Genomic DNA, 14,152 nt, shown 5'->3' on the forward strand with positions numbered 1-14,152 from the left:
GTCAATTACAAGTCCCTGGATGCTTTTCTTTAAATTTTAATTTTAGAAAAAAATGATCTAAAGCATCACATTAAAATATCTTTTCTACATTAAAAGATGTTAAATTTGCATCCTGAAAAACTTATAAAACTATGAAAACAAAATTATTATCAATGATCGGATTAATGTCATTTGGCTTATTATTTTCTCAGGATATAGCTTTCAATAAATTATATGGAAATGCAGATCCAGCCAATTATTACCTTACTCATTATCCTGTGCCTGGCTCAGACGGACTAGATATTAAATGGTATGGAGGTATAAGACTCCAGACTACCGGTTCAATTCTTCAGTTACTCAATAATGGAAATGTAGGTGTTGGAACAATTGACCCGCAGGCAAGATTTGAAGTGGCTAAAGAAAACACAGGCAATCAAAATTTGGTCTTGGCTAAATTTTCGTCGTATGGAGCCTCGGGAGGAAGTAATATGATCAGTATAGGCTATCATTCAACTGCAAATTTGGAAGTAAATTCAGGATATACGTCAGGCGGATTCAGATATGGAGATTATGGTGATTTCAACATTGAAAATGAGAGCTTGTCCACTACTCACGGAGCTATTAATTTCGTGACAAACAAAAAAATACAAATGGCTATCATGCCTAATGGAAATGCTTTATTAAACGGAAAACTTGAAACGAAAGAAATTAAAGTAACCCTGACACCTACCGCTGATTTTGTATTTGACGAAAAATATGATCTTCCTAAGCTGGAAGATGTTGAGAAACATATTAAAGAGAAAAAACATCTTCCTGAAATTGCTTCAGCCAGGATAATGGAAAAAGAAGGCGTAAATATAGGAGAGTTCCAGATTAAACTTTTACAGAAAATAGAAGAGTTGACTCTTTATTCTATTGAGCAGAACAAGAAGATAAATCGGCTTCAGAAAGAGAATGAAACCCTGAAATCTCAATCTGAAAAAATTAATAAACTGGAAGAGCAGGTTCAGAAGCTACTATCGACTCAAAAGTAGAAATATCAGAAAACAACAATATTTTTCCTGTGGTCTATAATGGTTGTGCCTCCTATTAATCATTTAAATAGTATAAAAAAAATGATGGTCCCAACCATGCATTCGGTTCAGATGAATGTAAGAAAGGAAAATTAAAAAAACAATCAACACATTGTAATTAAGGTTGTTCCTTCAGAAAAGAAACAATTTAGAAGCGAATAGTAATTAAAATAATTTAGTGATTGCAAACATCTCCTTTGCGATCAATTAAGAAATATGTTAATCCGTCTCATTTTGAGACGGATTTTTTTATGTTATAAGTTATTAAAACTCTGCAGCACGTTTGAATACAATAAAGTCAAGGAGTTTCTTAATACAATTAAGACACCAAAAAGTGTTAAAATTTGCAATAAATCATATTAATATAACTTTGATGTACTAAAAATAGTTAAATTGTACTCATAAAAACTAATTGAAAATTATGAAAACAAAATTATTACCAATTCCATTAAAATTATAGCAGACTGCACCTATTAGGCAGCAACAAATACAATCTTTTTCGATAGATTAAGGTCTATATACCTTATAGATTAATATAAAAAAATAACAAAAAACTAATTTTTAAAACCATGAAAAAAGCATTCTTTATTGCCGGACTGGCATTATCAGGTTCAATCTTTGCCCAAAATGCACCGGGCTTAACAATTCACGACACGAGAAATACGAATGATTTACCTGCAACTTACAATAATGAGGTTAAGGCGGAGTTTAAATCAAGAACCGCAGTAGGGGTTCCGGGAACAGGGAATCATTCCGGTATGTTGACGATTGCTCCATGGAGCGATAATTCAGGAAATAAACGCCATCAGCTTAATTTTAACGATGGTGGTATTTTCTACAGAAATGCCTTGTCAAGTGATCCACAATGGGGAAGCTGGGGTAAACTATTGCTACAATCTGGTGACGGAAAAGTAAGAATCGGTTCCAATGATCCTGATACTACTTCTGCAGCTTTGTTAAGGGTATATGATCAAAATAGTGTTATGATGGAAGTTACCAACTCATTTGGAACGTTTCAGATTGCCAAGTCATCTTGTAACGGATGCTATGGAGGTATGCCTGGTGATACCGTTTTACGAAACCTTGGAAGTTCTCACAACATTATTATAGCTCAGCCTAATGACAATAATGATGGTAACTCTTTTGTAGGATTTCAGGATGCTACCCGTGGAATATGGATTAAATTTCTTAACAATGGGATAGCCAAGTTTGATGGAAAAATCCATGCTAAGGAAATTGAGGTAAAAGCAAACGTATGGGCAGACTATGTTTTCAAGAAAGATTATCAATTAAAATCTTTGGAAGAAGTGGAAAAACATATTACAGATAAGGGGCATCTTCCCAATATTCCATCAGCTTCCGAAGTAATCGAAAAAGGGATTAATGTGGCTGAAATGGATGCGAAACTACTTGAAAAAATAGAAGAATTGACACTTTATTCTATAGATCAGAATAAGCAGTTAAAATCCCAGTCTGAGAAAATCGAAAAGCTGGAAGAAAAAATTCAACAGCTGTTATCCGCTAAAAAATAAAAAGGATGAAAAGGAAATTACTTTCCCTATTCTCTTTGCTGATTGGCTTCCTTGCTTTTTCACAAACTGAAGTTTACTTCAAATATGATGAAGCCGGAAATCAACGATACAGAGGGACGAATGCTTCAGGTAAAAAGGATCCGGAGCTTATACCAAAAGAAATTAAACAGGAGGAACAAGTTAAAAAAGCAGCAGTACCAGCTCAACAAGCTGCTGTAATGGATGAAAAAACATTCCTGAAAAATATAAGACTCTATCCTGTTCCGGTGAATGACTATTTAACAATTGATTGGACAGAAGAAGTAGATAGCTTAATGGAGTCAGTTTCACTGTACCAGCATAGTACCGTTCACTGGAAATTCCAGCAACAGAACTCTCCTGATTTAGGTCGTAAGATAAAAATCAACATGACCGGATATGATTGGGGAGTATATATTCTGAGATTTACATTGAAAGATGGAAGAGTCTTTGGCAGAAATGTTACCAAAAGATAAAACTCAGCGGAAATATAAAGATTAAGGCATTGAATAATTATTCTTTGCATAGATCAGTATTTCAATTGATTAAAAAAACTATTAATACAACAAACTAATAACAAAATGAAATTTTTTTCATCATTGATGCTGTCATTGTGTTCAGTATTGGGCTTTTCGCAGACCATACTTTACCAGGCAGAAACGGCGTCCCGGACGGTGCAGGATCCACAGACCGTGGTGATGGCGCAGGGATTTCGTGCTACAGCAGATGTTTCTAATCCATTTGTCGCAAAAATTGGTCCAGCTACGGAGAATCCGGGTGGAGGCCCTGCCAATTCGAATGCAGGGTCTAATAGTCCAACAGGAACATCGTCACCTTCAGGCCAAAGTTTTCATGATACAAAAGGAAACATAGAGGTAAGTGCAGGAGGACAACTCCAATATACCTTGCCAATAGCTCTTCCTCCTGGAGTAAAAAGCGTAGCGCCACAGATTAATTTGGTTTATACTAGTAACTCTGGAAGTGGAATTGCAGGGTATGGTTGGAATATTTCAGGGATTTCGGCTATTTCAAGAATGTCCAAAAACATTGAAAGAGATGGAGTTACCAAAGGAATTCAATTAGATTATTCAGATGTCTACAGTTTTAACGGACAACGATTAATTTTGAAATCCGGAGAATATGGTAAAGACGGAGCGGAATATGCTACGGAGAAATATTCTAACATAAAAATAAAATCAGTAGGAAGTTTTCAGGATATAGGCCCGGCTCACTTTGAAGTTACGTTTGAGGATGGCTCACAAGCTTGGTATGGAGCATATAAAGCGGGATTTAGAGATAATCCGGATGTAACAACACCTCTGGAATATAATATTGTAAAATGGAAGGATGCACAGGGAAATGTTATTCATTATAATTACAGAAAGCAAAACAATGTCGCTGTACTAACAACCATAACATGGGGTGGAAACGAGACACTAAATAAAGCTGACTTTAACGAAATTCTGTTTACTTATGCTTCAAGAGACCTCGCAGAGCAATCTTACGTAGCTGGTATCGGATTTACACAAAGCAACTTATTAAAAGAAATAAAAGTTAGCTCCAATGGAAGTCAGTTTAAAAGATATGCTATTAATTATGTAAAGAATGGAACCAATTATCAATTCATTGATAAAATTACAGAATATAATTCAGCGGATGAAGCCGCAAATCCGGTTGCCTTTACGAATGAACCAGATCCGTCAGCAACGAATATCTTTAACCAAAATTCCAGATATGATGATATTTATGGGGATAATATCGTTACAGCTGATTTTAATGGTGATGGAAAATTAGATTTCTTAAAAGGAAATACAATCATGTTGGGAAGACTTGATGGAAATAGCAACTTTGTTAATATTTCTTACGAGGGCGATTTTTTGACAATCGTTAATACACCGAAAAATAATGTCTTCTTAGATAGACAGTCATTTGCTACCGCAGCATGGGACTATTTAACGAATAAAGTTACCATCAATTATTATGCACTTAATGCCAATAATGTTCTTGAGAAATACAACTCTTTCGAATTAAGTGGTATCCCAGCAAATGTATTTGCAGAAGCAGCTTGTTATCCTGAATATAATCAAAATTTTTGTAATTCAGGGCACACTGTAGGTATTTCCGGAAAAGAAGGTGATTTTAACGGAGATGGAATTTCTGAATTACTTCTTAGAGTAGAAGGGGTGTCATGGTGCAATTGTGAGGACTATTATGGAAGTTATCAGACACGTAAAAATACAACTACAGGAGAAGCCTATTTTTATGTGGATACCAAAAATAACTTTACGAAAGCCATTACTACTGATCATTTTCAATATGTGATAGGAGATTTTGATGGAGACGGAAAATCTGATCTGGCCAATTTTGCAGGTACAACAGGTATTTATTCTTTTAACGAAGCAACAAAAGATTTTGAATTAAAGATTCAGTTTGCTGGCCAGATTCCGTATGAAGGAAGAAAATTTGGAGATTTTAACGGAGATGGTAAGACAGATATCCTGGTTCCAGTTGGGGTAGATTCTTCTGATTGGAGAATGTATGTTTCTACGGGAAAAGGATTTAAAGAATATTACTATTCTAACCTATTCTTATATAAACCTAGACATCAAGGTGCACCAAGAAAAAACAGAAGTACGGTAAGAACTTATTCTATATCTGACATTAATAAAGACGGAAAAAGTGATTTCATGATTTTTGAATCTCAGGTGTGGTTCAGAGATGGAGTCTTTGATTGGAATAATCCGGACTCAAGCTATGGTTTCAATTATTTAAGAAATGACGGAGTAGATGCTGATGGTAAGCCAATATTTACCAATGCTTACAATATTTCTCCTGTTGAATTAGATTGGGATGGAGAAAATATTAATTATTCAATGTATGGCGAGCATTATATTCCTATAGTAGGATCTTCTCGTATAGCACAATTGAACACTGAATTCGCCATTATCCACAAAACAAAATTGATTACATGGAACCTTGGATCTAAAATTGATAAAATTTCCAGAATCAATTCCATTACGCAAGGTGGCTTAAAAACAAATATTGAATATTCAAATCTATCAAACCCTGCGGTATATAAATCCTCTTATGCCGTATCACCGGTTACTTACCCTTTTATAAATATTTCTGATAATACAAATTACAATGTAGTTTCAAGACTTATTCAGGGAGAAAGAAAACAAGATTTCAGATATCGTGATTTAGTAGGGCATTTGAATGGTAAAGGAATGATAGGTTTTAAGCAATCTGCAAGATCTACATTCTTTGCTACCGGGTTTGAAAGTACCCAAATCTGGAATGGATCTGAAATTGATCTACTCAATGAAGGAGCTCCCTATAAAGATTGGTCAATAAGAACACCAGATGAATCAAAAGTATTCCCTTCTGATATTTCATTAGCGAATACTCAGTTATTATCCTTTAAACAGTATGAATATAACGTAACCAAAATTTTAAATGGAACAGTGGTAACCACGGTTGCAGATGCTGACAAACCTAAAATCGTTACCTCCATTAATCCATCTGTTACAACTTCCAAAGATTTCTTAAAGGATATTAAAATAGTTCATAAGGTAGAAAATTATAATTCTGATTATTTACCTACAAAATCCACAACAACCGTTAATAATGGATTGGCGGTTTCCACATCAGAATTAGAATATTATCCTTCCAACCTTACTTCAGGACCAGGATATGGTATAGGGAAACCAAAAATGAAGACAGAAACGACCAAGGCTTATGGAGATACTAAAGTTGGAAAAGAAGAATATACGTATGAGAATAACCTTCTGAAATCGACAAAAACATGGGACAGAGATAATGTAGGATATCTACAGGAAGTATACAGCTACGATGGTTTTGGAAATATTACCCAAAAAACAATCAGTAATAGTGTTGATGCCCAAACAAAAACAACATTGACAGCATATGATGATAAAGGAAGATTTGTTGTTAAAAAAACAGATGATTTAGGATTAAGTGATGCTAGTGCCTATAATAATTGGGGACAGATCTTATCTCAGACAGATCCATTAGGTAATACAGCAGTAAATACGTATGATGCCTGGGGTAAATTGCTAAAGTCTAAAACCAATCTTGGAGGAACTACAACCTACCAATATGAAAAAGATAATGCATCTAATGTTATCGTAACACAATACGATCCGGACGGGAATGTTTCTAAAAAGTATACCAATCTTTTAGGTCAGGTATATAAAACATCTACCAAAGCATTAGGGCAAGGGCAGTTTGTTTCCAAGGATATTAAATATGATCTTCTTGGAAGAAAGGTTAGTGAAAGTGAAGCTTATAATGAGGGAGGAAGTGCATGGCAATTAAATACTATAGCTTATGATGATTCAGTATTTCCAGCGAAAGTTACCATTACGGCATTTACAGGAAAAAAACAAGAAACTTCTATTACAGGGACTACTACTACAGAAAGAGAGCTTACGGGATATCAAAGAGTAACCTCAAAAACTAGTGATGCTCTAGGAAATATAGTAGCTTCTACTGATAAGGGAGGAACGGTTCAATTTTCTTATAATGCAGCAGGAGAACAGACTCAGGCTAAATATGCTGAAAACATAGTAACCATCAAGTATGATGCTTGGGGAAGAAAATCAGAATTCAATGATCCTTCAAACGGAATCTATAAATATGAATATGATGGATTTGGACAGCCTACGAAGATTGTTAGCCCTAAAGGAACGAAAGAATACACCTATAACAATATTGGACAGCTTATTTCTCAAAAAGAAGTTTCTACAACAGATGGAGGCAAAGCAACCAATAAGTTGATTTCTTTCACTTATGATGATAAAGGTAGAGTTATTTCAAAATCCGGAACATCAAACGGAAAGGCTTACAGTTCAAATGCTGCTTATGACCCTCAGGGAAGACTTATTTCCGCATCCGAAAGCAGTAATGAAAGATACTTTATCCAGAAAGGGATAACATATGATGATAAAGGAAAAGTAATTTCTTACGAAAAACAGTTGTATTCTTCCGGTACTCTTACTAAAGTACAAGTAGAAAATGTATACAGTGCCTGGAATGGAGAATTGTATCAAATTAAAGATAAAAAATCGGGTAAAGTTCTTTGGGAGCTTAAAGAAACCAATGGAAGAGGACAAGTGCTTAAAGCCCAATTAGGAGCCGCCGAGATTAGAAATACCTATGAAAATGACGGAACTTTAAGTCAGGTAGCACATTACTCTGCTGTTAAGCCGGGAATCTTACAGCTTGCCTATAATTTCAATGCGATTAAAAATGAATTAGAAGCAAGAACAACAGCAGGAGATTTTAATATTACAGAATCATTTGATTATGATGATAATAATCGATTAATCAACTGGACAAATCCTGTAACCAATATAAAACCTCAAACCAATCGAAATGTTTACGACGTTAAAGGAAGAATCTTAGAAAATGATCAGGTAGGAAAGATTAAATTTGATAACGCTGCTAAGATTTATCAACCAACGGGAATGACCCTCAATGCTGCAGGAACTCAAAATTATAACAATGATTTAATTCAAAGTATTGTTTATAATGAAAACAATGATCCTGTGTTCATTGATGGAGTGAAAGGTGATGTAGGCTTCCAGTATGGATTGACAAGTATGAGACAGAGAGTCACGTATGGAGGTAACTTTACTGCTGATAGAGAAGGTAAATTCACTAAATTCTATAGTGAAGACGCAAGTTTTGAAGTGGTAAAAGATAATACTACTGGTAAAGAAAAGCATGTTCTTTATATTGGTGGATCACCTTATGAAAGCAGTATTATTTATCTGAAGAATTATGAAGAAACCTCAGGTTCTTATAAATTCTTACATAAAGATTATCTCGGAAGTATCTTGGCAATCAGTGATGAAGCAGGAAATAAATTAGAACAGAGACACTATGATGCTTGGGGTAATTTGACTCACCTTCAAATTGGAAATGGCCCTGTTATCACAGATAAAAATGCTATTGATAATACTTCGTTATTAATAGACAGAGGATATACAAGCCATGAACATTTTGCAGAAGTGGGAATCATTCACATGAATGGAAGATTATATGATCCGTTATTAAGAAGATTCTTAAATGCTGACGATTATATTCAGGATCCATATAATACACAGAATTATAATAAGTATGGATATGTATTGAATAACCCTTTGATGTTCAACGATCCTACAGGTGAAATTATGGGATGGGATGATGTCCTTATTGCCATAGGTGTAGCTATCTTTACATCTTTTGCTACCGATTATTATTTAAATAGACCGGTTAATATCGGAAGTTTGGTACAGTCTGTTGCGATGTCCCTAATGTCTATGGGGATCAGTAATGGTATTGGAGATGTTTTTAAAGTGGGAGGTGAAATAGCAAAAGCACTGGGAAAAGGAGGAACAATGATAGCAAGAGCTGGAGCGCATGCCTTGACACAGGGTGCACTTTCATATGTGCAGGGAGGAAAGTTCTTAAGTGGTATGCTAAGCGGTGCATTTGCAAGTTTAAGTTTAGATCTTTTAGGATGGGCAAAAAATGGAGCAGGCGAGTTTAGTGTTATTAGAAGTGATGGCTTTGCTATGTTAACAGGGGCTGTTTCAGGAGGTATAGGTTCTGCACTTACCGGTGGTAACTTTTGGGCAGGTGCAGCACAAGGCTTAGTGGTGACCGTATTTAATCACCTTGCCATGCATGAACCACCTGCTGGATTTAATGAAAATTATTTTGCTGATGAATCAGGGGAATATTTCAAAATTGGTGAGTACCTTTACCAGCATAGAGTTGACGGCAAAATTGTAGATACCAAATATATCTCCGGAATTATCCTGAAAACGAAGTTTATGGTAGCAAGAGAATGGTTCTCGGCAATTAGTAAAACTGGAAACATGATTACAACGATAGGACTTGGACTTACCGCTTCTGTCATTGGAGCAGAAATTGGAGTTCCTTTGCTGGCAATTGGAAATTATATAAGACTGGCAGGAGATATTGGATATACTGCAACATATGCAATGGAGGGAAGATATGCTAAAGCTGTTGCACAAGGTACTGAAGTCGCTGCTTCTTTTATCGTCGCAGAAGCTACAGGCGGTGTATTGAAAATGAAAAGTCCGGGACAAAATGAGCTTGCTTCAGCAGCTAGCAGAGCTTTTGCAGGTGAGCTTAACGGAAGGTTAGTAACAGATGGTGCTGCTCCGGTTATTAAAGCAGAAATAAAGGCACAAAGTAAACAAAAAGTAAAAACAGTTAATTAAAATAAAATGGCATTTATACCATTATTGATTGGGTTAGTTATTATCTATTTTAAATTAAGCCCTAAAGAAAATGTCTTTAATGTGAAAAGAAATGATGATTCTATGTATGATAAAATGCTTTATTATAGAGGATGGGTTGTTGCTGTTTTGTTAATTGTGATTTCTTTGGTTGCCCTTTTTAACGATGCTGCAGATTTTTTTAAATAACAGTAATTATAATTATTGACTCAATAGCCATTGCAAATTGTTGCAATGGCTATTTTATTTATATCTAAATAAACGTATAAAAAACAAAAACCACCCTTAAAAAGGATGGTTTGTAGACCCACAGGGATTCGAACCCCGACTGACGGTACCAAAAACCGGAGTGCTACCGTTACACTATAGGTCTGTTTATTTTGGTGATGCAAATTTATAGCTTTTTTTTAAATATATCAATACCTTTCTGAAAAAACTGTTTTTTTAATTAAAAATAAAAAGGTGTTTATCCCTATGGAAGATCATATCCTGAGTCTCTGGAAATAGGTACATATTGTAATTGATTAATATGCTTTTATCAGAAAAAACAAAAACCACCCTTAAAAGGATGGTTTGTAGACCCACAGGGATTCGAACCCCGACTGACGGTACCAAAAACCGGAGTGCTACCGTTACACTATAGGTCTGTTTTATTTTGGTGGTGCAAATTTATAGCTTTTTTCTTTATATACAAGAACTTTTTAATTTTTTTTTTAAATTTACTGTAGAATTTATTTACGGAAAATATGCTGGCAGACTTCAATAATCTCAATATTAATCAATTATCTTTCAATACTGAATTTGAAAAAAAAGTGGAATCTTTTTTAAAAGAATGGTTTACTGACACTACAACGGTTAAAGTTCAGACTTCCGGATCTACGGGTATCCCTAAAATCTTTGATATTGAAAAAAAGAAAATGATCAATTCTGCAGTTATGACCTGCAATTTTTTAGGCTTAAAAGAAGGGAACACGGCATTGCTGTGCCTTCCGGTAGAATATATTTCAGGAAAAATGATGGTAGTACGTTCCATAGAGAGAAAATTAAGACTGATCATCACAGACCCTTCACTATATCCTCTCAAAGATATTGATCAGGAAGTAGATTTTTGTGCTATGACCCCCCCTCAGGTTGAAAACTCATTGGATAAACTTTATCTGATTAAAAACCTGATCATCGGAGGAGCTGCTGTTTCTGAAAGCCTGAAAAATAAGATACTTCAAATTAATCTGAGTCCTTCAAACCGTATTTTTGAAACCTATGGAATGTCCGAGACGCTTTCTCATATCGCTTTAAGACAAGTGTTACCACAGCCGGAAGAGTATTTCACAGCCTTTGAAAATGTATCTGTTTCTTTAGATAACAGAGGTTGTCTGACTCTATTTGCTCCCGCTGTCAATACTGATATTTTACAAACTAATGATTTAGTTGAAATTAAAAATGGGAATCAGTTTAGATTTTTAGGAAGAATAGATAACGTAATCAACTCTGGAGGAGCAAAAATTTTCCCCGAAACCCTCGAAGCTTTGGTTAAAAAAGAAATTCCGAATGAAGCTGTATTTGTAGGAATACAAGACGAAAGGTTGGGACAGAAATTACTATTGATCATCGAAGGAAAAGAATCAAAGTCTGTGATAGAAACTATTGCACAGCTCCCATTTGAAAAAAGTTTTCATAAGCCAAAAGAAATTATATTTATCAATGAAATTCCAAGGACAGCCAACGGAAAGGTAAACAGAATGGAAATTCATAAAATGATTAGCGAAAAATAAATTTATTGTTACACGACAATTGATTACTGAATGTAAAAATCACATGCCATGAAAGACTTTTCAAGAGAACTCAATTTTAAAACTTCCCGAAGCAGTGGGGCAGGAGGACAAAATGTGAATAAAGTAGAAACTGCTGTTACTGTACTTTGGAATGTTGAAGCATCAGGATTTTTCAATGAGGATGAAAAAGTATTGATTCATAATAAATTAAAAAACAGAATTAATGCGGAAGGATTTCTGTTTCTGACGGTTTCTGAAAGCAGAACCCAGTTGATGAATAAAAACAAAGCCATTGAAAAAATAACAGAGATCGTGAATAAAGCTTTGATTGTTCCCAAAAAAAGGACTGCTACAAAGCCATCCAAAGCCCAAAAACAAAAAAGGTTAGACAGCAAGAAGAAACTTTCCGATAAAAAGGAAAACAGGAGATTTAAATTGTAATTACCTTTCTCGAGGAAAATCCTAAACCGTACAGCTGGGAGACAATCAAAAAGAAAGTTTAACCAGAGTTTCATTGAATGGGGTAGCCACATTCCGTTTTTAAGTCTTATATTTGTTAGAATTAAAATACCAAAATAATGACAGCAGTAATCTTTTTATCGGCAGAGCACAGAGGAATGGGATTATTGCTGTCATTATTGTATTTACACACAGATTCTTTTCTAAAAAGTTCTAAGGACTTTATCAATTAGGCCCTGTCAGGATCCAAGGCAGGGGAATATTCCGGATTTTTATTTATTGTTTTTTGCGGTTTTTCTATAGGATAAGATACAGTTGTATCTGTTTTCTACATTGGATCATCGATGAATAACCGCATTGTAATCCTAAAAAATTGAAAAATGTCCAATCAGATTATTGTAACTACAGGAATTTATGATGCTATAAAAGAAACGCTCAGAAGAAAAAAAGTAAGTATTCATGAAGAGAAAAGATTAGCAACAGAACTTAGAAATGCCAGACAGGTTTTAAGAAGAGACTTACCTGCTGACATTGTGACAGTGGAGAGAAAAGTAACTCTAAAGGATCATACTTTAGATTTTGAACATGAGTATATTTTTGTATCCTCGACAAGAGAAAAACTCAAAAAAAATAAATACTCTATACTTTCTGACATTGCATTGGCTGTAGTAGGATACAAAGTAGGGGATATCATCGACTGGCCTTTTAAAGGGGGAAACAGAAAAATCGAAATACTAAAAGTAGAAGCCTGGGAAGAATAATGTTTGTAAACTCTTATTGAATCATAAACTAAGCATAGTCCTACAATGGGCTATGCTTTTATATCCCTAAGATTTCCTGGATTTATTATTAAAAAATGTTCATCATAAAAAATCTGTGATAGCTGAGTAATACAAATATTTTTAGAACCTTTCCATCTAAGGTGAATTTCTCAACCCATTTAACAAATGATAAAAAATAACGCCTCTGTTATACTTTCTTGATATGGGTTGACCCGATTCCATTTTTAAGTTTTATCTTTGCAAAAATTAAAAAAATGAGCAGACCGATTTCTGAGTTTATAGAAAAATATTACCTGCATTTCAATGCTGCAGCGTTGGTAGATGCATCTAAAGGATATGTAGCACACCTTAAAGATGGTGGAAAGATGATGATCACTTTGGCAGGAGCAATGTCTACTGCTGAATTAGGTAAAATTCTTGCAGAAATGATCCGTCAGGGTAAAGTAGATTTTATCTCTTGTACAGGTGCCAATCTTGAAGAAGACTTAATGAATCTTGTGGCGCACTCACACTACGAAAGAGTTCCTCATTACAGAGATTTGACTGCTCAGGATGAATGGGATCTTTTAGAAAGAGGACTAAACAGAGTTACTGATACTTGTATTCCGGAAGAAGAGGCATTCAGAAGACTACAGAAGCACATTGTAGAAATCTGGAAAGATGCAGAAGCTAAAGGAGAAAGATACTTCCCACACGAATTTATGTACAAAATGATTCTTTCAGGAGTGTTGGAGCAATATTATGAAATTCCAAGAGAAAACTCATGGATGATCGCTGCTGCAGAAGCAAACTTGCCCATCGTAGTTCCGGGATGGGAAGATTCTACAATGGGTAACATTTTCGCTTCTTATTGTATTAAAGGAGAGCTTAAAGCGACTACCATGAAATCGGGAATTGAATATATGACTTACCTTGCTGACTGGTATACTAAAAATTCAGCAGGAAAAGGAGTAGGTTTCTTCCAGATTGGTGGAGGTATCGCAGGAGATTTCCCAATCTGTGTAGTACCGATGTTATATCAGGATATGGAAATGCATGATATTCCTTTCTGGTCTTATTTCTGCCAGATTTCTGACTCTACAACATCTTACGGTTCATATTCAGGAGCTGTTCCAAATGAGAAAATTACATGGGGTAAATTAGATATCACCACACCGAAGTTTATCGTTGAAAGTGATGCTACCATCTGTGCACCATTGATGTTCTCGTATATCTTAGAAAATTAAGAATCAATTCTCGTCAGAGATTAAAATAGTAGCGCTT

9 protein-coding genes and 2 tRNA genes are annotated in these 14,152 nt (G+C 35.0%); 9 read left to right on the forward strand and 2 right to left on the reverse strand.

Annotated features, from left to right (window positions below; all coding sequences use genetic code 11):
- Positions 1-131 precede the first annotated feature (131 nt).
- The 5 genes from C1631_RS24360 (at position 132) to C1631_RS08855 (ending at position 10,065) form a co-directional block, all read left to right on the forward strand.
- The gene (locus C1631_RS24360; RefSeq protein WP_228441136.1) at positions 132-1,013 is read left to right on the forward strand and encodes a CDK-activating kinase assembly factor MAT1; all 882 of its coding nucleotides are present in this window, start codon (positions 132-134) and stop codon (positions 1,011-1,013) included.
- Between the two features lie 608 nt (positions 1,014-1,621).
- Positions 1,622-2,584: a cell wall anchor protein gene (locus C1631_RS08840; protein ID WP_109711724.1), complete on the forward strand. Its 963-nt coding sequence runs from the start codon at positions 1,622-1,624 to the stop codon at positions 2,582-2,584.
- A 5-nt stretch (positions 2,585-2,589) separates the two neighbouring features.
- On the forward strand, positions 2,590-3,078 hold the full coding sequence (locus tag C1631_RS08845; RefSeq protein WP_109711726.1) for a T9SS type A sorting domain-containing protein: 489 nt from the start codon (positions 2,590-2,592) through the stop codon (positions 3,076-3,078).
- A gap of 105 nt (positions 3,079-3,183) precedes the next feature.
- The gene (locus C1631_RS08850) at positions 3,184-9,858 is read left to right on the forward strand and encodes an RHS repeat-associated core domain-containing protein (RefSeq protein ID WP_109711728.1); all 6,675 of its coding nucleotides are present in this window, start codon (positions 3,184-3,186) and stop codon (positions 9,856-9,858) included.
- A 6-nt stretch (positions 9,859-9,864) separates the two neighbouring features.
- Positions 9,865-10,065, forward strand: coding sequence for a hypothetical protein (locus tag C1631_RS08855; RefSeq protein ID WP_109711730.1), 201 nt, complete (start codon positions 9,865-9,867; stop codon positions 10,063-10,065).
- Between the two features lie 113 nt (positions 10,066-10,178).
- Here the strand turns inward: C1631_RS08855 and C1631_RS08860 are convergent.
- Positions 10,179-10,249: transfer RNA gene (locus C1631_RS08860), tRNA-Gln, on the reverse strand.
- Positions 10,250-10,452: 203 nt separating this feature from the next.
- A tRNA-Gln gene (locus tag C1631_RS08865) sits at positions 10,453-10,523 on the reverse strand.
- A gap of 99 nt (positions 10,524-10,622) precedes the next feature.
- Between C1631_RS08865 and C1631_RS08870 the strand changes: the two genes are divergently transcribed.
- The 4 genes from C1631_RS08870 (at position 10,623) to C1631_RS08885 (ending at position 14,115) form a co-directional block, all read left to right on the forward strand.
- A complete protein-coding gene (locus C1631_RS08870; protein WP_109711732.1) occupies positions 10,623-11,648 on the forward strand; it encodes an AMP-binding protein in 1,026 nt (341 codons plus the stop codon).
- A 48-nt stretch (positions 11,649-11,696) separates the two neighbouring features.
- Positions 11,697-12,089, forward strand: coding sequence for an alternative ribosome rescue aminoacyl-tRNA hydrolase ArfB (gene arfB / locus C1631_RS08875; protein WP_109711734.1), 393 nt, complete (start codon positions 11,697-11,699; stop codon positions 12,087-12,089).
- A 398-nt stretch (positions 12,090-12,487) separates the two neighbouring features.
- A complete protein-coding gene (locus tag C1631_RS08880) occupies positions 12,488-12,868 on the forward strand; it encodes a GreA/GreB family elongation factor (RefSeq protein ID WP_109711736.1) in 381 nt (126 codons plus the stop codon).
- A gap of 275 nt (positions 12,869-13,143) precedes the next feature.
- Complete coding sequence (locus C1631_RS08885; RefSeq protein WP_103248784.1) at positions 13,144-14,115, forward strand: deoxyhypusine synthase family protein; 972 nt, start codon at positions 13,144-13,146, stop codon at positions 14,113-14,115.
- Positions 14,116-14,152: the final 37 nt, after the last annotated feature.

It is taken from the genome of Chryseobacterium phosphatilyticum (assembly GCF_002899825.2).
GTDB lineage: Bacteria > Bacteroidota > Bacteroidia > Flavobacteriales > Weeksellaceae > Chryseobacterium > Chryseobacterium phosphatilyticum.